This window comes from Undibacterium sp. GW821-FHT11B02 (assembly GCF_058808955.1).
On the sequence record NZ_JBXASD010000007.1, the window covers coordinates 202,263 to 222,903 of the forward strand.

At 51.9% G+C, this 20,641-nt stretch carries 20 protein-coding genes; 17 read left to right on the forward strand and 3 right to left on the reverse strand.

The annotated features are described in order from the left end of the window. Nucleotides 1-19: 19 nt before the first annotated feature. The 10 genes from AC1RVX_RS16640 to AC1RVX_RS16685 all read left to right on the forward strand — a co-directional run bounded on the left by AC1RVX_RS16640 (nucleotide 20) and on the right by AC1RVX_RS16685 (nucleotide 10,609). Nucleotides 20-2,422, forward strand: a complete 2,403-nt coding sequence (locus tag AC1RVX_RS16640) for a bifunctional salicylyl-CoA 5-hydroxylase/oxidoreductase (protein WP_493217715.1) — start codon at nucleotides 20-22, stop codon at nucleotides 2,420-2,422. A 2-nt stretch (nucleotides 2,423-2,424) separates the two neighbouring features. Beyond that, on the forward strand, nucleotides 2,425-3,207 hold the full coding sequence (locus AC1RVX_RS16645) for an SDR family NAD(P)-dependent oxidoreductase (RefSeq protein WP_493217716.1): 783 nt from the start codon (nucleotides 2,425-2,427) through the stop codon (nucleotides 3,205-3,207). A gap of 28 nt (nucleotides 3,208-3,235) precedes the next feature. After that, nucleotides 3,236-3,769 carry a MarR family winged helix-turn-helix transcriptional regulator gene (locus AC1RVX_RS16650; RefSeq protein WP_493217717.1) on the forward strand — a complete coding sequence of 178 codons (534 nt, stop codon included), beginning with the start codon at nucleotides 3,236-3,238 and terminating at the stop codon, nucleotides 3,767-3,769. Next, the gene (locus tag AC1RVX_RS16655; protein ID WP_493217718.1) at nucleotides 3,766-4,620 is read left to right on the forward strand and encodes an enoyl-CoA hydratase family protein; all 855 of its coding nucleotides are present in this window, start codon (nucleotides 3,766-3,768) and stop codon (nucleotides 4,618-4,620) included. The genes AC1RVX_RS16650 and AC1RVX_RS16655 overlap by 4 nt, the downstream gene beginning before the upstream one ends. 14 nt (nucleotides 4,621-4,634) lie before the next feature. Then, on the forward strand, nucleotides 4,635-5,816 hold the full coding sequence (locus AC1RVX_RS16660; protein ID WP_493217949.1) for an acyl-CoA dehydrogenase family protein: 1,182 nt from the start codon (nucleotides 4,635-4,637) through the stop codon (nucleotides 5,814-5,816). A gap of 6 nt (nucleotides 5,817-5,822) precedes the next feature. Further along, complete coding sequence (locus AC1RVX_RS16665; RefSeq protein ID WP_493217719.1) at nucleotides 5,823-6,263, forward strand: acyl-CoA thioesterase; 441 nt, start codon at nucleotides 5,823-5,825, stop codon at nucleotides 6,261-6,263. A gap of 81 nt (nucleotides 6,264-6,344) precedes the next feature. Next, nucleotides 6,345-6,737 carry a RidA family protein gene (locus AC1RVX_RS16670; RefSeq protein WP_493217720.1) on the forward strand — a complete coding sequence of 131 codons (393 nt, stop codon included), beginning with the start codon at nucleotides 6,345-6,347 and terminating at the stop codon, nucleotides 6,735-6,737. A gap of 2 nt (nucleotides 6,738-6,739) precedes the next feature. Further along, nucleotides 6,740-8,263, forward strand: a complete 1,524-nt coding sequence (locus tag AC1RVX_RS16675; protein ID WP_493217721.1) for a 3-hydroxyacyl-CoA dehydrogenase — start codon at nucleotides 6,740-6,742, stop codon at nucleotides 8,261-8,263. A 103-nt stretch (nucleotides 8,264-8,366) separates the two neighbouring features. Continuing rightward, the gene (locus AC1RVX_RS16680; RefSeq protein ID WP_305262009.1) at nucleotides 8,367-9,542 is read left to right on the forward strand and encodes an acyl-CoA dehydrogenase; all 1,176 of its coding nucleotides are present in this window, start codon (nucleotides 8,367-8,369) and stop codon (nucleotides 9,540-9,542) included. A 284-nt stretch (nucleotides 9,543-9,826) separates the two neighbouring features. Beyond that, nucleotides 9,827-10,609: a potassium channel family protein gene (locus AC1RVX_RS16685; protein ID WP_493217722.1), complete on the forward strand. Its 783-nt coding sequence runs from the start codon at nucleotides 9,827-9,829 to the stop codon at nucleotides 10,607-10,609. Here the strand turns inward: AC1RVX_RS16685 and AC1RVX_RS16690 are convergent, their stop codons facing one another. Continuing rightward, complete coding sequence (locus tag AC1RVX_RS16690; RefSeq protein ID WP_493217723.1) at nucleotides 10,610-12,256, reverse strand: isovaleryl-CoA dehydrogenase; 1,647 nt, start codon at nucleotides 12,254-12,256, stop codon at nucleotides 10,610-10,612. It abuts the gene before it with no gap. A 367-nt stretch (nucleotides 12,257-12,623) separates the two neighbouring features. Between AC1RVX_RS16690 and AC1RVX_RS16695 the strand changes: the two genes are divergently transcribed. The 6 genes from AC1RVX_RS16695 (at nucleotide 12,624) to AC1RVX_RS16720 (ending at nucleotide 18,463) form a co-directional block, all read left to right on the forward strand. Next, complete coding sequence (locus tag AC1RVX_RS16695; protein ID WP_493217724.1) at nucleotides 12,624-13,193, forward strand: TetR/AcrR family transcriptional regulator; 570 nt, start codon at nucleotides 12,624-12,626, stop codon at nucleotides 13,191-13,193. A gap of 18 nt (nucleotides 13,194-13,211) precedes the next feature. Continuing rightward, nucleotides 13,212-15,521: a DNA polymerase III subunit gamma/tau gene (locus tag AC1RVX_RS16700; protein WP_493217725.1), complete on the forward strand. Its 2,310-nt coding sequence runs from the start codon at nucleotides 13,212-13,214 to the stop codon at nucleotides 15,519-15,521. A 71-nt stretch (nucleotides 15,522-15,592) separates the two neighbouring features. Beyond that, nucleotides 15,593-15,919 carry a YbaB/EbfC family nucleoid-associated protein gene (locus tag AC1RVX_RS16705; protein WP_422981043.1) on the forward strand — a complete coding sequence of 109 codons (327 nt, stop codon included), beginning with the start codon at nucleotides 15,593-15,595 and terminating at the stop codon, nucleotides 15,917-15,919. Between the two features lie 2 nt (nucleotides 15,920-15,921). Continuing rightward, nucleotides 15,922-16,518: a recombination mediator RecR gene (gene recR, locus AC1RVX_RS16710; RefSeq protein ID WP_493217726.1), complete on the forward strand. Its 597-nt coding sequence runs from the start codon at nucleotides 15,922-15,924 to the stop codon at nucleotides 16,516-16,518. Nucleotides 16,519-16,529: 11 nt separating this feature from the next. After that, entirely contained in the window at nucleotides 16,530-17,195 is a 666-nt protein-coding gene (locus tag AC1RVX_RS16715; protein WP_493217727.1) for an HD domain-containing protein, read from the forward strand. A 17-nt stretch (nucleotides 17,196-17,212) separates the two neighbouring features. Beyond that, the gene (locus AC1RVX_RS16720) at nucleotides 17,213-18,463 is read left to right on the forward strand and encodes a CaiB/BaiF CoA transferase family protein (protein ID WP_493217728.1); all 1,251 of its coding nucleotides are present in this window, start codon (nucleotides 17,213-17,215) and stop codon (nucleotides 18,461-18,463) included. Between the two features lie 113 nt (nucleotides 18,464-18,576). On the opposite strand, the gene AC1RVX_RS16725 is transcribed toward AC1RVX_RS16720, so the two are convergent. Then, nucleotides 18,577-19,179, reverse strand: a complete 603-nt coding sequence (locus AC1RVX_RS16725; RefSeq protein WP_493217729.1) for a MarC family protein — start codon at nucleotides 19,177-19,179, stop codon at nucleotides 18,577-18,579. Between the two features lie 178 nt (nucleotides 19,180-19,357). Next, nucleotides 19,358-20,008, reverse strand: a complete 651-nt coding sequence (gene elbB / locus AC1RVX_RS16730) for an isoprenoid biosynthesis glyoxalase ElbB (protein WP_493217730.1) — start codon at nucleotides 20,006-20,008, stop codon at nucleotides 19,358-19,360. A 405-nt stretch (nucleotides 20,009-20,413) separates the two neighbouring features. Here elbB and AC1RVX_RS16735 point away from each other — a divergent pair, with 405 nt between their 5' ends. After that, on the forward strand, nucleotides 20,414-20,614 hold the full coding sequence (locus AC1RVX_RS16735) for a DUF1289 domain-containing protein (protein WP_493217731.1): 201 nt from the start codon (nucleotides 20,414-20,416) through the stop codon (nucleotides 20,612-20,614). Nucleotides 20,615-20,641: the final 27 nt, after the last annotated feature.

Below are 20,641 nucleotides of genomic sequence, written 5' to 3' on the forward strand. Positions count from 1 at the left end.
TAATCTTCAAGGTATTTTAATGAACATCCTATGCATAGGCGGTGGCCCAGCTGGCTTGTACTTCAGTCTGCTGATGAAAAAGCAAAACCCGGCGCACCAGATCACCATCGTCGAACGCAATCGCGCTTACGACACCTTTGGCTGGGGTGTGGTGTTTTCTGACCAGACCCTGGGCAATCTGGTGAATGCCGATGAACAGACAGCGCGTTCCATCTTGCAGTCCTTCAATCACTGGGATGATATCGATACGCATTTCAAGGGCCAGGTTGTTACTTCCGGCGGTCATGGTTTTTGCGGCATAGGCCGCAAGCGTCTGCTGAATATCTTGCAAGAACGTTGCGAAGAACTGGATGTGAAACTGGTCTTTGAAACCGACGTGACAGACGACCAGGCACTCGCGCGGGAATATGATGCTGACCTTGTCATTGCCTGCGATGGCTTGAACAGCCGCGTGCGCACCCGCTACGAACAAAGCTATCAGCCTGATATTGATACCCGCAAATGCCGCTTTGTCTGGCTGGGCACCAAAAAGCTGTTCTCGGCTTTTACCTTTGCCTTTGAAGAAACCGAGCATGGCTGGTTTCAGGCGCATGCCTATCAATATGATGGTGATACTGCAACCTTTATTGTTGAGACACCCGAAGAAACCTGGCTCAAGGCTGGCATAGATAAAATGAGCCAGGAAGAAGCCGTTGCATTTTGTGAAAGCCTGTTCGCCAAATACCTCGATGGCAATGCCCTGATGTCGAATGCCACGCATTTGCGCGGATCGGCAAACTGGATCAAATTTCCGCGCATTATCTGCAAGAACTGGGTGCACTGGAACCAGTTGACTAAGTTGAACAATAAACGTGTACCTGTGGTCTTGATGGGTGACGCTGCCCATACTGCACATTTTTCCATAGGCTCTGGCACCAAGCTCGCATTGGAAGATGCCATAGAACTGGCGCGCAGTTTTGAAAAACATGGCGAACAGGGCATGGATGCTGTGCTGGAAGCCTATCAGGATTTGCGGTCTATTGAAGTCTTGAAGATACAAAGTGCAGCTCGCAATTCCATGGAATGGTTTGAAAACGTTCAGCGTTATACCGCCATGGAAGCGCCCCAATTTGCCTACTCCATGCTGACACGCAGTCAGCGTTTGTCGCATGAAAACCTGCGGGTAAGGGATGCAGCCTATGTGCGCAGTTTTGAACACTGGATAGCCGAACAAGCCTATGCCAAAGCTGGTTTGCCTTTGCCAAAGACCAAAACAGCGATTCCACCCATGCTGACGCCGTACAAGTTGCGTGATGTTGTGTTGAAAAACCGCATCGTCGTCTCACCGATGGCGCAGTACTCAGCCGTCGATGGCGTGACTGGTGATTATCACCTCGTGCATCTGGGTAGTCGTGCCATGGGCGGTGCTGGCCTGGTATTTGCCGAAATGACCTGTGTATCCGCTGATGCGCGCATCACGCCAGCTTGCCCCGGCCTGTATGCGCCTGAACATACGCAAGCCTGGAAGCGTATCGTCGATTTTGTTCATGCCAATACCGATGCAAAAATTGCCGTGCAGCTCGGCCATGCCGGAGCTAAGGGCTCCACCTGCGTGGCGTGGGAGGGGACGGACCAGCCGCTCAAGGAAGGTAACTGGCCGTTGGTGTCAGCGTCTGAACAGCAATACCTGCCCGGCATTTCGCAAATGGCGCGTGCTGCCACAACGACAGACATGCAGCGCATACAGGATGATTTTGTTCAGGCGACCATGGCAGCGGCAGAGGCAGGCTTTGACTGGCTGGAACTGCATTGCGCCCACGGCTACCTGTTATCAAGTTTCATTTCGCCACTGACCAATCAGCGTGGAGATGAATATGGCGGCTCGCTGGAAAAACGTTGCCGTTTTCCATTGCAGGTGTTTGCTGCCATACGTGCTGTCTGGCCAGTCCATAAGCCAATTTCTGTACGTATCTCTGCACATGACTGGGTAGAGGGCGGCATTACGCCGGACGATGCAGTGGCCATCGCCAGACTGTTCAAGGCAGCTGGTGCTGACATGATAGATTGTTCGTCTGGCCAGGTCAGCAAGCAAGAGAAACCTGTCTATGGCCGCATGTTCCAGACCCCATTTGCTGACCGTATACGCAATGAAGCACAAATCCCTACCATTGCTGTCGGTGCGATTTTTGAAGCGGATCATGCAAATAGCATCATAGCCGCTGGCCGTGCTGACTTGTGTGCGATTGCCCGACCGCATCTGGCAGACCCTGCCTGGACTATGCATGAAGCCGCAAAACTTGGTTTTACTGACATATCCTGGCCCAAACAATATGTCGCCGGAAAAATGCAACTGGAACGCAATCTGGAACGTGAAAGACAAGTCGCCGCAGCGAGCGCTGGCCTGACGCCGCAGCAAGTTGCCGCCAAGTTGCTGGAAGGATGAGCATGACAGCGTATCAGAAACGATTGCAAGGCAGGCATGCGCTGGTCACTGGTGGTGGCAAGGGCATAGGCCTGGCGATCGCGCAAGCCTTGTTGAACGAAGGAGCCACGGTAACGCTGGCAGGCCGCAGCGAAGCGACCTTGCAAGAGGCTGTGGCTTCCTTGGTCAATACCAAAGTGCAGTATGTAGTTATGGATGTCAGCAATGCGGAATTAGTGCAGGCGGCTTTCCAGCTATCAACGGGCAGGGATGGTCGTATCGATATTCTCATCAATAATGCCGGGCAAGCCAGTTCTGCTTCTTTCCTGAAGACCGATGGCAAGCTATGGCAAAACATGCTGGATGTTAATCTGAACGGCAGTTTCATCTGCATGCAACAGGCTTTGCCTGCCATGCTGGAGGCAGGCTGGGGCCGTATCGTGAATGTGGTCAGTACAGCAGGTTTGAAAGGCTACGCTTATGTCTCTGCCTATTGCGCTGCCAAGCATGCTGTTATTGGTCTGACAAGGGCTGTGGCGCTGGAAGTTGCGACCAAGGGCGTGACCGTGAATGCGGTCTGCCCTGGTTATACCGAGACTGATATCGTCAAAGAGGCCGTCGCCAATATCGTCGCCAAAACCGGGCGGACTGAAGAACAGGCCAAAGCCGAACTGGCGGCTGGCAATCCGCAAAAACGCTTGGTGCAGCCACAAGAGGTGGCAGATGCGGTGTTGTGGCTATGTATGGATGGTGCATCAGCAATGAATGGGCAGTCAATTGCTGTGGCTGGTGGCGAAGTTATGTGATGAAAATGGATGAACAGATAAAACAGGTATGAAAGAAGATAACCTACCAGTGTTCGATATGGAAACACGTCTGACGCAAGATGACCACCAGTCCTTGCGTCTGTGGTTGCGTATGTTGTCTTGTACCGTGATGATAGAAGGCGAAATCCGTAGCCGCCTGCGCAGCGAGTTTGGCATTACCTTGCCCCGCTTTGACCTGATGGCGCAACTCGAACGCCATCCGGAAGGCTTGCGCATGGGTGAGTTGTCGAAACGCATGATGGTCACGGGTGGCAATATTACCGGCATTACCGATCAGCTGGAACAAGAAAAACTGGTAACCCGTGTCGCCGATCTGAAAGATAGACGCGCTTACAGCGTCAAACTGACACATGCAGGCCGCCGTGCTTTCAAACGCATGGCCGCTGTGCATGAAGAATGGATAGCTGATATGTTTTCCGGCTTGCAGGCAGAGCAGAAAAGCAAATTATTTGAATTATTGTCGCAAGTGAAGACTCATTTGCATGAACCGGGCGCTGATAGCAGCCTGGACAACAAACCTTCGCAGGAAGAATCTACATGAAATATCTACCCGGACAAGCCCAGGATTTGACTGGCAATCGCCAGCAACTGGCCAACTATGCTGCGCAGCACTTCACCTATGCCGTTGATGCTGGCGTTGTCACCATCACCCTGAACCGTCCAGAACGCAAAAACCCGCTGACCTTTGATTCTTATGCAGAGTTGCGTGACCTGTTCCGTGCTTTGTCTTATGGCGATGATGTCAAGGCTATCGTCATTACCGGTGCCGGTGAAAACTTTTGTTCAGGTGGTGACGTGCATGAAATCATAGGCCCGCTAACCAAACTCGATATGCCCGGCCTGCTGAGTTTTACCCGTATGACCGGCGATCTGGTCAAGGCCATGCGCGCCTGCCCGCAACCTGTCATTGCAGCGATTGATGGCGTGTGTGCAGGTGCAGGTGCGATTCTGGCGCTGGCCTCTGATATCCGCATGGGCACGGCACGCAGCAAGACTGCTTTTCTGTTCACACGCGTTGGTCTGGCTGGTTGCGATATGGGGGCCTGTTCCATTCTGCCACGCATCATCGGTCAGGGACGTGCTTCAGATTTGCTGTACACCGGGCGTTCCATGTCTGGTGAAGAAGCAGAACGCTGGGGCTTCTTCAATCGCCTGGCAGCCCCGGAAGATGTGCTGGCAGAAGCGCAGATCTATGCAAGAAACCTGGCTGAAGGCCCCAACTTTGCTCATGGCATGACCAAGAAAATGCTGCAGCAAGAATGGAATATGGGTGTTGATGAAGCCATAGAGGCGGAAGCCCAGGCGCAGGCTATCTGCATGATGACCAATGATTTTCATCGTGCCTACCATGCCTTTGTGGCCAAACAAAAACCTGTTTTTGAAGGGGATTGAGCATGACACATATGATGTCTGATACCAGCTATCTCGACTGGCCCTTCTTTGATGACAAACACCGTGAACTGCAACGCACGCTGGATGCCTGGGCTGCGGAGAATCTGCCTGATCATCATGCCGCTGACGTTGATCAGGCTTGTCGCAATCTGGTCAGGCAGCTCGGTACTGCTGGCTGGCTCAAGAATGCCATAGGTGGCAGCGCCTATGGTGGCAATGCTGATGTCATCGATACGCGGGCCATTTGTTTGATACGCGAAACCCTGGCCCGTCATTCTGGCCTGGCAGATTTTGCCTTTGCCATGCAGGGTTTGGGTTCGGGTGCCATCAGTCTGCATGGTACAAAAGCACAAAAGCAAACTTATCTGACCAAAGTAGCCAAAGGCGAGGCGATTGCCGCGTTTGCCTTGTCTGAACCAGAAGCTGGCTCCGATGTGGCGGCTATGCAATGTGCAGCAGAATTTGTCGCTGATGCCAACGGTGGTTACTATGTCTTGAATGGTGAGAAGACCTGGATTTCCAATGGTGGTATTGCTGATTTCTATGTCTTGTTTGCCCGCACTGGTGAAGCACCGGGCGCGCGCGGTATTACTGCCTTCATCGTCGACGCCAATTTACCTGGCTTTGAAATTGCTGAACGTATTGATGTGATTGCCCCGCATCCGCTGGCTCGCCTGAAGTTCACTAATTGCCGTATTCCCGTAACCCAGCGTCTGGGTGAGGCAGGGCAGGGCTTCAAGGTGGCGATGGCGACTTTGGATATCTTCCGTACATCAGTGGCTGGTGCTGCCCTTGGTTTTGCCCGCCGTGCCATGGACGAGGCCATGCGTCGTGTGACAACACGCAAAATGTTTGGCCAGACCCTTGCCGACTTTCAATTGACCCAGGCCAAACTGGCACAGATGGCCACCACGATAGATAGTTCAGCCCTGCTGATTTACCGCGCTGCCTGGCAAAGAGACCAGGGCAAGAAAGTCACCAAAGAAGCTGCCATGGCAAAACTGACTGCGACCGAAGGAGCGCAGCAAGTGATTGATGCAGCGGTGCAAATGTTTGGTGGCCTGGGCGTAGTTTCAGAAGTACCGGTAGAGCGCTTGTATCGTGAAATCCGTTCCCTGCGTATTTATGAAGGTGCGACAGAAGTGCAGCAATTGATTATTGGTCGAGAATTGTTGAAAGAATTTGCAGCGTCATGAGCTTTAATGATGATTTTTACGACTGAATTACCCATACGCTTTGCCCATTGCGACCCGGCGGGTATCGTTTTTTACCCACGCTATTTTGAAATGATGAATGGGGTGGTGGAAGACTGGTGTTCACAGGGATTGGGCTGTAGTTTTCATGAAATGCATATTGCGCGAGGCATAGGTTTGCCGACAGTGCATCTGGAAACAGACTTCCTCAAACCGGCGCTGCTAGGTGAAACTTTGTTGGCGGAATTGACCGTGCTAAAGCTGGGTAACACCTCGGTAGAGATACAACTATGCTTTTGTGGACAGCAACAGGATATACGCGTGAAAGCCCGTCTGGTGCTGGTTATGATGGATTTGACATTGCGCAAGGCCATAGCCATACCGGATGAATTGCGTGCTGCCATGTTGCATTATTGTGGTGCTGAAGACAAAAAACTTCCATCAGCTTAAGCAGATATGCCTGGTTTGAGATATAAATAACAGACTTTTTGTGTTGAAAGGCATGAAAAGTCATAGTCGAAAGGATGGACGATGGAAATTTTGCAACCTCAGGGTTGGGCCAAGCCGCGTGGCTATTCGAATGGTGTTGTTGCCAGTGGTCGCACGGTGTGTGTCAGCGGCATGGTGGGTTGGGATGCACAATGCGTGTTTCACTCTGATGATTTTGCCACGCAGGTCAGACAGGCTTTACAGAATATTGTTGAGGTTTTGGCTGAGGCTGGTGCAGGGCCGGAACATATAGTCCGCATGACCTGGTATGTATTGGATAAAAAAGAATATATAGGTGCCTACAAGGAAGTGGGTGAAGCCTATCGCGATATTATAGGCCGTCATTTTCCGGCCATGAGCGCAGTGCAGGTAGCTGCCCTGATCGAAGACAGGGCAAAGGTTGAAATAGAAGTCACCGCCATCGTGCCGGAGTGATTATGAAAACAAGCATAGGTGTAGTTGGTATCGTCGGTGCTGGTGCAATGGGACGTGGTATAGCCCAGATTACCGCTCAGGCTGGCTTTGCCGTTCTTTTGTTCGACGTGCAGCCAGACGCTGCACGTAAAGCCAGTCAGCTGATTGCTGAACAATGGCAAAAAATGCTGAACAAGGAAAAACTCACCGAAGAAGAATATCAGGAAGCACTGGAAAACCTGCAAGTTGTTGATGGCATGCAGGAATTGGCTGATTGCGATCTGGTCGTTGAAGCCATTGTTGAAAAACTTGACGCCAAGCGTGGCCTGTTCCAGCAACTCGATGGCATCGTCAGTGATACCTGCATACTGGCGACAAATACCTCGTCCTTATCCGTTACTGCTATTGCTGCTGGCAGCAAAATCCCGGAACGCGTGGCGGGCCTGCATTTTTTTAATCCCGTGCCGCTGATGAAAGTGGTGGAGGTCATTGATGGCTTGCTGACGAGTGCCGATGTTTCAGGGCAACTGACAGCATTTGCCAGCCGCACCGGTCATTTACCGGTGCGTGCCAAGGATACGCCAGGCTTTATTGTCAATCATGCTGGTCGCGCTTATGGCACCGAAGCCCTGCGCATCCTGCAAGAAAATGTGGCTACGTTCCGCCAGATCGACCAGATCATGCGCGAAGCCGCCGGCTTCAAGTTGGGGCCATTTGAATTGCTGGACCTGACCGGGCTGGATGTATCCCATCCGGTGATGGAAGCAATTTATCACCAATACTATGAAGAGCCACGCTATCGCCCCAGTGTCATCACCGCACAGCGCGTACATGCTGGCGTGCTAGGGCGTAAGACCGGGCGAGGATTTTATTCTTATAGCGGGCAGAACGAAGTACCAGCCCCGGCAGAAAATTATCCGGCCTGGACTGATACGGTCTGGATCAGTCAGGCTAACCCGGATGCCGTGACTGCGTTGACTGCCTTGTTTGAACGTTGTGGTGCAATCGTGGAAACAGGTGCTCAACCCTCGGGTAACGCCTTGTGCATCGTCAGCCCGTACGGTGAAGATGTCAGTAGCAGTGTTGCCAATGAGGGACTGGATGCTCGCCGCACGCTGGGCATTGATGCCTTGCTGGCTTGTGAAGGGCATCTGACTCTGATGACCAATCCGGCTACCGATGCACTGATTGCTGCCCGCTGCCAGTCCTTGCTGTTACGCAGCGGACAAGGTGTCAGCCTGATACAGGATAGTAGCGGTTTCGTCGTACAACGTATGCTGGCATGCATCATCAACATTGCCAGCGATATTGTGCAGCAAGGTATATGCACCCCGCAGGATCTGGACAAGGCCGTTACTTTGGGCCTGGCTTATCCGGTGGGGCCGCTGGCCTGGGGAGATAAACTGGGTGCTTCGCGTATGCTGAGCGTTTTGCGAAATCTGTTGAACAGCACAGGCGACCCTCGCTATCGCCCCAGTTCATGGCTGGTGCGCCGGGCGCAACTGGGCCTGTCACTATTGCACACAGAAAAACACACAGCAAATTAAGATAAATTTGCCAGCCATCACAACATATGAATTCATATGTTGTGGCGACAAGCAAATATAAGTAATTCAGACAAAAAGTAATTCATACAATCAGGAGAAACAGATGGCCAAGGCTGTATTTAGTTGGGAAGATCCCTTGTTATTGTCTTCACAGTTGAGTGACGAAGAACGCATGGTGCAAGATGCCGCACGCGTCTATTGTGAAGAAAAGCTGACACCACGTGTACTGGAAGCTTTCCGTCATGAAAAAACAGACCCCGCCATTTTTCGCGAAATGGGCGAACTGGGCCTTCTGGGTTCCATGATCCCCACGCAATATGGTGGTGCGGGTTTGAATTATGTCTGCTACGGCCTGGTAGCACGTGAAGTTGAACGTGTGGATTCCGGCTATCGTTCCATGATGAGTGTGCAAAGTTCCCTTGTTATGGTGCCCATCAATGAATTCGGCAGTGAAGCACAAAAACAGAAATACCTGCCTAAACTGGCTACCGGCGAATGGATAGGCTGCTTTGGCCTGACCGAACCCAATCATGGTTCTGACCCTGGCAGCATGGTAACTCGCGCCAAGACCGTGCCGGGTGGTTATTCCCTGAGCGGCGCCAAGATGTGGATTACCAATAGCCCTATCGCTGATGTCTTCGTCGTCTGGGCAAAAACTGATGATGGCCGTATCCGTGGTTTCATCCTGGAAAAAGGCTGGAAGGGCCTGACCGCACCGGCGATACATGGCAAGGTCGGCTTGCGCGCTTCCATCACCGGTGAAATCGTCATGGATGAAGTCTTCGTACCCGAAGAAAATCTGATGCCACATGTGGAAGGTTTGAAGGGGCCGTTCACCTGTCTGAATTCTGCCCGTTATGGTATCGCCTGGGGGGCTTTGGGGGCAGCAGAATTCTGCTGGCATACCGCACGTCAATACACCATGGATCGCCTGCAATTCGGCCGCCCATTGGCCGCGAATCAACTGGTGCAGAAAAAACTGGCTGACATGCAGACTGAAATCACGCTTGCCTTGCAAGGTTGCCTGCGCCTGGGCCGTATGAAAGATGAGGGAACGGCAGCAGTGGAAATTACGTCCATCATGAAACGTAATTCTTGTGGCAAATCACTGGACATCGCCCGTACTGCGCGGGATATGCTGGGCGGTAACGGTATTTCCGACGAGTTTGGCATTGCCCGTCACCTCGTGAACCTGGAAGTCGTCAATACCTACGAAGGCACACATGATATCCATGCCCTGATTTTGGGGCGCGCCCAGACAGGAATTGCAGCTTTTTAAGCTATCAACAAGTCAACATCGAATCATCATGCCGCTGCTTTGGTCATTTGACCGGTCTGCGGCGGTTGTGACATGTTCGCTCAATACCACAGCATTTTCTTATTTGCATAAAATTTGCGCAATCACAAGACGGCTTTAGCCTGATGCGTGAATGATGATGCTAATCAGCAATTGAGTAATTCAGGTCCGCGTTAAACGGATCAGGAAATCGTATTGCTGCAATATACTCAATTGTCTTCGGTGCAAACTATCAATCGGAGTAAATGTTTTTTTGTGACTGATCGATGAAATTTCCCGTTACACAACGTTTCTGGACCTGGTTTACCAGGCCCTTGTTGCTGGTAGGTCTATTGGTGACCATACCGGCTTTTTATCTTTTATTAGGTGGGATGGTTCCTGCCGCTCACAATGCCGGACAGGTCTTATACGGCGTCGCTGCGCTGATCATGGCGGTGGATACCGCTCTGCAATGGCAAAAGCATAAGCGTATGAAGCGCCGCAGGGGCAAGTTGCTGCTGGATGTATTGATTATTCTGGGCTGCATACTCAGTGCTATTCCTGAGGATGAAAACTGGGGTACGCTGGAATGGCTATTGCGTCTGGCTTTGTGCGCTGCAATCTTGCTACGCCTTGCCACATTGGTGTTGCAAAATATGAAGCCAAGTCATCTGGTGCAGATGATAGGTCTGGCGATACTGATGCTGAGTACGGCGGGTGCGGGGTTCTATTGGCTGGAACCCAATGTTCATAGTTATGCCAACGGCGTCTGGCTGGCATTCACGACAATTGCCACGGTGGGCTATGGTGATGTCGTACCGTCAACACCCGCATCCAAGATATTTGCTGTGTTTATCGTTTTACTTGGTTATGCCATGTTTTCCATTGTTACAGCAAATATCGCTGCGCTTTTTGTGGAAGAAGAGGAAGCGAATCTGGAGCGACAATTGCATGCAGACATACGTTCCCTCAGCCGGGACGTGGCAGCACTGAGGGAAGAATTAAGAAATCGCGATCATTTATTCATGCAATATGAGAAGTCAAAGAACGACCAACACGACCAGCAATGATTAATGGATGAATGCATTGGCGATAATGCTTTCCTGTAACGTAGTTGCTATGCCACTATCCAGACTGCCGTATATCCTCCCATTGCACGCATCAAGACGGCTATGTACAAATGCGTTGGCGATATCGGATTGTGCATGTTCACACATCAGATAGGCTTGGGCGGTCAGCACCAGCTTTTGTGTGATGCGGCGGGCACTCATTTCTTTCAGTTCTGCCGTTTGCTGTAAGTCAGTCTGCAATTCCTGCGTCATTTGCCGCACCTCCTGCGCTGGTGATCCGGCCCATTGTTGCAGCAGTAATTGCAAACCCACAGGATCACGCTCCATGGCCCGCAGTACATCCAGGCACATCACATTACCTGACCCTTCCCAGATGGAATTGACCGGTGCTTCACGATACAGGCGAGCCATCGGGCCGCTTTCCACGTAGCCATTACCACCCCAGACTTCCATACATTCTCCGGTGAATTCCAGTGCGCGCTTGCATATCCAGAATTTGGCGGCAGGGGTCAATATGCGTCTCCATGCGCGTTGCAGCGGGTCATCGACATTGTCCAGCGTCGCTGCCAGATGCAGCATCAGGCGGGTGGCTGCTTCACTTTCCAGTGCCATATCGGCCAGAACATTACGCATCAAAGCCTGCTCGACCAGTTTCTTGCCAAAGGCATAGCGATGACGTGCATGATGTATCGCCTGCACCAGCGCCTGGCGCATCAGCGCGGCACTGCCAATCACACAATCGAGGCGGGTCAGGTTGGCCATTTCTATGATGGTCGGGATGCCCCGGCCCTCATTGCCGACCATGATGCCATAGGCATCCTGAAATTCCACTTCGCTGCTGGAGTTGGATTTGTTGCCCAGTTTGTCCTTGAGTCTTTGCACGATAACGGCATTCTTGCTGCCGTCCGGCCGCCAGCGCGGCACAAAAAAACAAGATAAACCCGCTTCGGTAGTTGCCAGCACCAGATGTGCATCACACATGGGGGCGGAGAAAAACCATTTGTGACCAGTGATGGCATAGTCATTGCCACGCCCGCCAACGTCAATGGCGATTGCCTTGCTGGTATTGGTGCGTACGTCCGAGCCACCCTGTTTTTCCGTCATGCCCATACCTATCAGCATTGATGTCTTGTCGGCGATGGGCAGATCGCGGGCATCATGTTCATTCGAATACAGTTTGTCCTTCAGGCTGGCGAACAGGCGCTCTTCATTTTGCAGTACTGGTATCGACGCAAAGGTCATGGTCGTCGGGCATAGTGAGCCTGACTCCACTTGTGCTTGCAGAAAATAGCCAGCGGCTCTCGCTACGTGGGCTCCAGGGCGAGGCTCGCGCCAAGGGGCAGCCTGCAGACCTTGTTTGCGCAATAAGCCTAACAACTGGTGCCAGCTGGGGTGAAAATCGACCCGGTCTATGCGTTGGCCATGGCGGTCATGGGTGTGTAGTTCAGGCAGGTGAGTATTTGCAAGTACTCCCAGTTCCAGTACTTCACGGCTACCCAGCTCTTGCCCGGTATCCTGCAGGGTGGATTGATGCCAGCCAGCCTGGTAATGACTGGTGCCCGTCATTAGAACCTTATCACTAGAGAAAATATTGTAGTCTTGCAGGTCTGGAACCTGATTGCTAATTTCATGAGTTTGCCATTGCATATGCGCCTCGTTCCTGTATCAATCCTTACATGAAGAGGACTTACGCAAAATTGTCCCAGCAAGGCTGTCGCTTTTAGGAAACCTCCCTTACAGGGGAGGCTCGTTGCGTCGGCAGGCAACATGTCGCCTGAAACCCCGATTGCACCGTAGCGACGAAGACAGTACTTTAGTACTGAGTCTTGCTAAATGCGGGAGCCACAATGCAGCTGGGGCAGTTTTGCGTAAGTCCTAATGAATAGTGTAGCGCGGTGATTGCTTTACCATGTTCGTCTTTTCATGCATGCCGTCAACCAGTAAATAAAAACAGATGACAGAGACTGCCAGCCCATTGAAATTAAGGCGTAAGCCGGTTCAGCAACGATCCAGAATGACGCAATTGGCCATTCTGGATGCCTTTGTTCGGCTTTTGGTAGAAAAAAACTATGCCGACCTGACCATGCGCGACATTGCTCTGGTGGCAGGGGTAGGGTTGGGCACACTGTATGAATATTTCCCCGGAAAAAAATCCATTGCGGCACATTGCATGCACGAACGCTTCAAAAGCATAGGTACGCAAATGCGCTTGTGGGTAGAATTGCAACGCGGCAAAAGCTTGCCAGACATGGTGCAGTTCATGATAGAAAAAATCATACAACTGCATGCTGAAAAAACTGATGAATGGTCAGCCTTGATTTTTCTGGAGCGGCAAATATCTGATATCAAGGCCTATAGCAGTCTTTACGGCCAAATCGTGGATATCTGGGAGCAGGCTTTTGCCGCCAGTTGTGACCGCAATGCTTATAGCAAGGCCAGTCCGGAGGTGGTGCATGCCGCCATTTATGGTGTGCTGTATCAAACCCTGATGTTGTCTCCGCAAAGCTTGCAGGATGCTGATTTTTACCTTCATATGAAAAACTTGGTGCTTGGATATCTGCAAATCAGTGGTCAGTCCGCCTGAATAAGGTAAAATCGCAAGATGTCCTATCAAGTCCTCGCCCGAAAATATCGCCCAAAGAGCTTTGAAACGCTTGTTGGGCAGGAGCACGTGGTTCGTGCCTTATCTCATGCGCTTGAGCAGCAGCGGCTGCATCACGCCTATTTATTCACTGGTACCCGCGGTGTCGGAAAAACGACCTTGTCGCGCATATTGGCCAAATCCTTTAACTGCGAGACGGGCATTACTGCTCATCCTTGTGGTGTCTGCGAAGCTTGTACAGCCATTGATGCCGGTCGTTTTGTTGACTATATAGAAATGGATGCCGCGTCCAATCGCGGCGTTGATGAAATGGCCTCGCTGTTGGAGCAAGCCATCTATGCCCCGTCGAATGCACGTTTTAAAGTGTATATGATCGATGAGGTGCACATGCTGACCAACCACGCTTTCAATGCCATGTTGAAAACGCTGGAAGAGCCGCCTGAACATGTCAAATTCATTCTGGCAACTACCGACCCGCAAAAGATCCCGGTTACGGTCTTGTCACGTTGCTTGCAGTTCAATCTCAAGCAAATGCCGCCTGGCCATATTGTTGGTCATCTGGAAAATATTCTGGGGCAGGAGCAGATCGATTTTGAATTGCCAGCCTTGCGCCTGCTGGCACAGGGTGCCCATGGTTCCATGCGCGATGCCCTGTCGCTGACCGACCAGGCAATTGCCTATGCTGCTGGCAAGGTGACGCTGGATGCAGTCCAGGGTATGCTGGGGGCGCTTGATCAATCGTATCTGATTCGTTTACTCGATGGCCTCGCTGCGCAGGATGGCAAGGCATTGCTGGATGTGGCAGATGAAATGGCAGCACGCAGCCTGTCTTACAAGGCTGCCTTGCAAGACCTGGGCAGCTTGCTGCACCAGATTGCCATCGCACAACTCGTACCTGCTGCGGTGGCAGATGATATCCCTGAGCGCGAGCAAGTCTTGCGTCTGGCACAATGTTTTGCCAAAGAAGAAATTCAATTGTTTTACCAGATTGCCGTACATGGTCGCAATGAGCTGGCACTGGCACCGGATGAATATGCCGGTTTCAGCATGACCTTATTGCGCATGCTGGCATTCAAGCCGGCAACTGGTGAGCAGGATGCGATTCCACCTGCTGGTGGCAGGCCATCCGCGCCACAGGCATTGCCGTCGAATGGCGTGGCAGCTCGTGCCGGAGTTGTCGGCGGCCAGGGTACCCCTCTTGCTGGCGGATCGCCACGAGCCAGTATGAGTGCGGCACCTGTAGCAGCAGCCGTGGTGAGCAAGGCACCTGTTGCTGCGCAAGCAGCAGTACCTTCAAACTCGCCCGCGATAGCGGCCCCGGATGTGCCTGTGACTGGTGCGCGCCAAAGTCCCGCGATGGCGGCGCTGGCAGCAGCCCGTGCGGCCAGTGGTAAGCAGGCGACGCCAAGTGCAAGACCGGTAGCCCCTGCAGATGTAGTGCCTGCGGTTGTGATTGCGACACCAAGTGCAGCGCCGGCTTCAACTCCCGCTATACCTGTAGTTGCTGCCCAGCCCGTGCCGGCAGCATCACTTGCCAAGCCGACGCCTGTAGTCAGTGCGACACCTGCAACTGCGCCAACGGTACCCGTAGCCAAAGCTCCGGTATCTGCACCAGCACCCATGATTGCTGAGCAAGACGCGCAATCTGCAGGTATGGATGATATGCCCCCCCCGTGGGATGAAGAAATGTTCTTCGAGTCAGCGCCGGCCACATCCACAAAGGCAGGCAGTTCGCCTTCCAAGCCTGCTATGCCTGCTGCAAGACAAGAAGATGGGATCATGCTCGCCGTCGGCAATAGTATCCGGCAAGATGAAGATGTCCGGCCAGCAGAAAAAGTTAAACCAGAAACTGTCGTGGCCAAGCCAGAAGTGCTTGGTGCCGTCATTGCGGACAGACAGATTTCCAATGCGCCGGTGCCAGAATTGAATTGGGATGGTTTCTGGCCCAATCTTGCCGCCAGCCTGCCTGTGCGCGGGGTGGCTCAGCAATTGGCGCAGCAAAGTGAACTGGTCAGTTGCCGGCAGGACGGCAATGCTCATGTGTTCCGTCTGCGGGTTCCTTTGCCAACCTTGTTGTCGGCAGGTAGCCTGGACAAGCTAACAGCAGCATTGACTGAGCGATTTGAAAAAAATATCCGCGTTGAAACCGAAATTGGTGCAGTTGAACAAACTGCCAATGCCCAAGCCGTGGCTGAGCGAGAAGTGCGTCAGCAACAGGCCGAAGCGTCCATACAAGGCGACTCTTTTGTGCAGACCTTAATGCGCGAATTTGGTGCCACTATCGTCACAGGTAGCATACGTCCGATTTAGTTCGGATGCATGCAGCGAACAGCCTATCTGGACACTTACTTTATCTATCTAATATTTTCGGAGAAATTCTTATGATGAAAAATCAACTTGCCGGTTTGATGAAACAAGCCCAGGCCATGCAAGACAATATGAAAAAGGCGCAGGACCAACTGGGTCTGGTTGAAGTTGAAGGCCAGGCTGGTGCTGGTCTGGTCAAAGTCGTCATGACCTGCAAAAACGACGTCAAACGCGTCACCATTGACCCGTCATTGTTGGGTGACGACAAAGATATGCTGGAAGACCTGGTTGCTGCAGCTTTCAATGATGCTGTACGCAAGGCAGAAGCAACCTCGCAAGAGAAAATGTCTGCATTAACCGCTGGCATGCCTATGCCACCTGGCTTCAAAATGCCGTTCTGAGTGTGAAGAAAATAGGTAGTCTGGATGCCTTGTCTGAGGCCCTGCGCCGTTTGCCCGGCGTAGGGCCAAAGTCTGCCCAGCGCATGGCTTACCATTTGCTGCAGCATGACCGCGAAGGGGCTGCTCTGCTTGGGCAGGCGCTTACCAATGCGGTGGAGCGCATACAGCACTGTGCATCCTGCAATACCTTCTCGGAAAGTGAAGTCTGCGAAACCTGTCTGGATGTAGCGCGCGATGCCAGTATGCTGTGCGTCGTTGAAACACCGTCTGACCAGATGATGATAGAGCAGACACTGACCTACAAGGGCTTGTATTTCGTCCTGATGGGTCGTTTGTCCCCCTTGGATGGCATAGGGCCGAAAGATATTCATCTGGAAAAGCTGATTACCCGGGCAACTGACGGTGTCGTCAAGGAAGTAGTGCTGGCTACCAATTTTACCAATGAAGGCGAGGCGACGGCCCACTATATCAGTGAAAATCTCAAGGCTCGTGGCTTGCAGGTCAGTCGTCTGGCGCGTGGTGTGCCAGTGGGGGGCGAGCTTGAATATGTGGATGCTGGTACCATCGCGCGTGCCATGCTGGATCGTCGAACAACCTGATATTAGCGGCCATGTTCCTGATTACCATCGAGCAAAAGAAACAGTTGCGGCAACAATGGCTAGATCTGATCCAGGCTCTGGGAGGCAATGCCAGGCAGGCTGAGCAAGCCTGGATTGTGCTCGACAGGTATTATTCTGAGCCGCATCGTAGCTATCATAATCTTTCTCACATCCAGGCCTTGCTGTTGCATGCAGACAAAATGAAGGCTGAGATTCGCGACTTCGCAGTCGTCGCGCTGGCGATTTGGTTTCATGACATTATCTATGATACCCATGCCAGCAATAATGAGCTCAAGAGTGCTGAACTGGCAGGTGAGATGCTAAGTCAGCTTGAAATTGATGTGCTTGTCATTCCTTACGTGCAGCAATGCATTTTGGCAACAGCAAGACATGAAGTGCCGAAATTTAAAAACCAGACACTTGATTTACCCCTGTTTCTCGACCTTGATCTGGCTATACTTGGTGCAGCACCTGATATTTATCAGCAATACAGTCAGGCCATACGCCATGAATATCGCTGGGTGACAGCACCTTTGTTCCGCGCGGGAAGAATCAAAGTGCTGAAACGTTTTTCGGAACGTGAGCAACTGTTCTTTACCACCACGATGGCAAGTCGTTTTGATGCTCAGGCGCGCGCCAATTTGCTCTGGGAAACCAAGAAACTTACTTTTTTCTGATGGATGAAGTCACAAGCATGAAGCCTCAAGCAAATACACATGGCCCTTTGGCGGGTATCAAGGTTCTGGAGTTGGGTACCCTGATTGCCGGACCCTTTTGCTCACGCATGCTGGCCGAATTTGGGGCCGAAGTGATCAAGGTGGAAGCGCCGGATGGGGGCGATCCTTTACGTCAGTGGCGCGTCTTGAAGGATGGAACTTCGCTTTGGTGGAGCGTGCAGGCAAGAAATAAAAAAAGTATTACCCTGAATATGAAAGAGCCACAGGCGCGTGGGATTGCCAGAAAGCTCGCACTTGACGCTGACATCATCATAGAAAATTACCGTCCCGGTGTCCTGGAAAAATGGGAACTGGGCTATGAAGATTTGAAGGCCGTCAATCCGGCAACCATCATGGTGCGCTTGTCCGGCTATGGGCAGACTGGTCCCATGAAAGACTTGCCAGGTTTTGGTGCCATCGGTGAATCGATGGGCGGCTTGCGCTATGTGTCCGGCCATGCTGACCGGCCCCCGGTACGGGTTGGTATTTCTATCGGCGATTCAGTTGCGGCTTTGCATGGTGTGATCGGCGCCATGATGGCATTGCGCCATCGCGATGTCAGTGGCGGGCGTTGGAATGGTAAGCAGGGCGATGCATGTGTTGCAGGTCAAGGGCAGATGGTTGATGTTGCCCTGTATGAATCCGTGTTCAATCTGATGGAATCGCTGGTACCGGAATTTGATCATGCTGGCTTCGTGCGCGAACGCACTGGCGGTGCTTTGCCCGGTATTGTGCCATCGAATACCTATACCACGGCAGAAGGTGAGAATATCGTCATTGCTGGCAATGGGGATGCCATTTTCCATCGACTAATGAAAGCCATAGACCGGGATGATCTTGCCAATGACCCGGGCCTGGTACGCAATGATGGGCGTGTGCCGCGTACCGCAGAGATAGACGCAGCGATACAAGGCTGGTGCTCGACCAGGGATATTGATACAGCCTTGCAGATATTAAAAGCGGCGGATGTGCCGGTAGGGAAAATTTATTCAGTGCGCGATATGATGAGTGATCCGCAATTCCTGGCGCGACAGATGTTTGAACAACATGCCTTTGAAGATGGCACACCTGTCAAATTGCCATCCATTACGCCAAAGATGTCGGCAACACCAGGAAAAACGCAATGGCTAGGCCCAAGGCTGGGACAGCATAATCAGGAAATCTTACGCAATCTGGGTTACAGTGATGCTGATATCGCCAGCATGAGCGCCAATAAAATTATAGGATGACGAAGACAATGAACCGCCAGAACCTGAAACAATTCCTGATTGCTATTACCCTGTTCTTACTTGGTTACTATACCTTCAATCACTGATTCAAGATCCGTCTCAGACGGGTGTCGTCAAGTCAGAGTTTTTAAATAATCCCTGATTCCTGCAAGCAGCATTTCCACTGACATCGCCGTCAATATCAAGCCCATCAGACGTTCAAATGCTGTCATGACGCGTACACCCAGTACGCGTTGCATACGCTCGGCACTCAACAAAACAATCAGCCAGACAACGGCAACCGCAGTCAGCGCTGCCAGGTGAACCACCATGTCCTGCTTGCCGTCAGACGAGAACAGCAGCACAGTTGCCAATGCTGATGGACCTGCCAGAGCGGGGATGGCCAATGGCACGATAAATGGCTCGTGACCATCTTCCACCTCACCGAAAATCCCGCCCTCTTGCGGGAAAACCATGCGCAAAGCAATCAGGAACAAAATGACGCCGCCACCTATGCGCAAAGAAACCTCCGTCAATTGCAGTGCCGTCAGGAAATGCTTGCCAAAAAACATGAACAGCAACAGCAGGGCAAAGGCTATTGCACATTCGCGCACCACCACACGCCAGCGCCTTTCCGGTGCAACATGGGACAAGGCACTGACAAAAATCGGGACATTGCCAAACGGGTCAGTCACCAGTATCAGTAAAATCAGTGATTGGAAAAAATCTTGTGTCATGCAAGCCTTGTTGTGAGGAAAAAGAAGTAAATCAAGGGCAATCGGCTTGAGCGCAGAAGCCAGCAGCCGGGTCAAACCAGCAAATATTCAGGGGCTGTTGCGAGATTAAGATAACTCGGCATCCCCGTCAGGCGGTGCAACAACACCCCGTTAATTTGGCCAGACGCTAAGGTGATATTTAAATCATTGCCAATGTGGCTTTGACTGCAGCTTCAATGCCGATAGCGGCTTCTGCAATGTTTTCAGCCAGCATATAGGCCGGAGTACTAACCAGTTTCTTGTCTTTGTCGACGACAAATTCCTTGACCGGGCAATTGATGTGTTGTCCACCCATGGCGGTGATGGCGGCGGCAGTTGCTTCGTCAGTGCCTATGGTGACGGCAGTGCCGCTGCCATAGACCTGCGGGATCATGGCTGGTGCAATGCAAATATAGCAGGCAGGTTTACCTGCAGACGCGATGGCTTTGGCAAAACGCAATACGTCAGGCTGTATCTGGCAGTCTGCACCTTTAATGGCAAAGTCAGACAGGTTTTTTGCTGCACCAAAACCGCCCGGAAAGAAAACCGCAGCATAATCCGCCGCATTGGCTTGTGCTATGTCCTTGATCTTACCGCGCGCTATGCGTGCGGATTCAACCAGCACATTGCGGGTTTCGCCAGGAGCCACCTCGCCGGTAAGATGATTGACGACATGTAACTGCGGAATATCCGGTGCAAGGAATTCTGGTTCAACGCCTGCCCTGACCAGAGCCAGCATGGTCAGGACGCTTTCGTGAATTTCTGCACCATCGAAAACACCGCAACCTGACAATATGACGGCAACTTTCATGATTTGCTTTCCTGAATATGAATAATGGTTTGGAGCATAATTTTCCTGCCGAAGGCTGTCGCATGTCAATAAAACCCGGCCAGTGCACGGAAAATAGAGTCTCCGTACCAATGGTTTTTAGTTTATTTGTATAAAAACCATTTACTATTACGCAGCAAAAGGCGAACGTCCGTCCTATTATTGGTATGCAGTGTATATTATGTCCGCAGAATCCCTTAGAACCTGTGTACGATCTTACTGCGCGAGCGTGATCGGAATTCACGCGGGGCTCATGTGCTGCTCAAAATGCTCATGTACCAGAGTACATTCCGCTTTTTGCGCTGCGCTTAATTACCCTGACCCCGCTAACGCACGTTCGTTACAGATCGTAAACAGGTTTTTAATAAATGCAGGAACGTTTGAATAATGTCAGTAATAAAGATGGAAAGCAAAGAACGTCCGGATACACCTTGTGTGGCCGTTTGCTCGACAACGTTTGATGATGTGTGTCGTGGCTGTGGCCGCACGGTAGCTGAAGTGGCGGAATGGGTGTTTATGACGCCTGAACAAAAAGAAATTGTCTGGACCCGCATCCTGGCAGAAGGTTATCCGCGCAGGAACACCTGAACTGCCGTTGCCTGTATCAGCAAACAA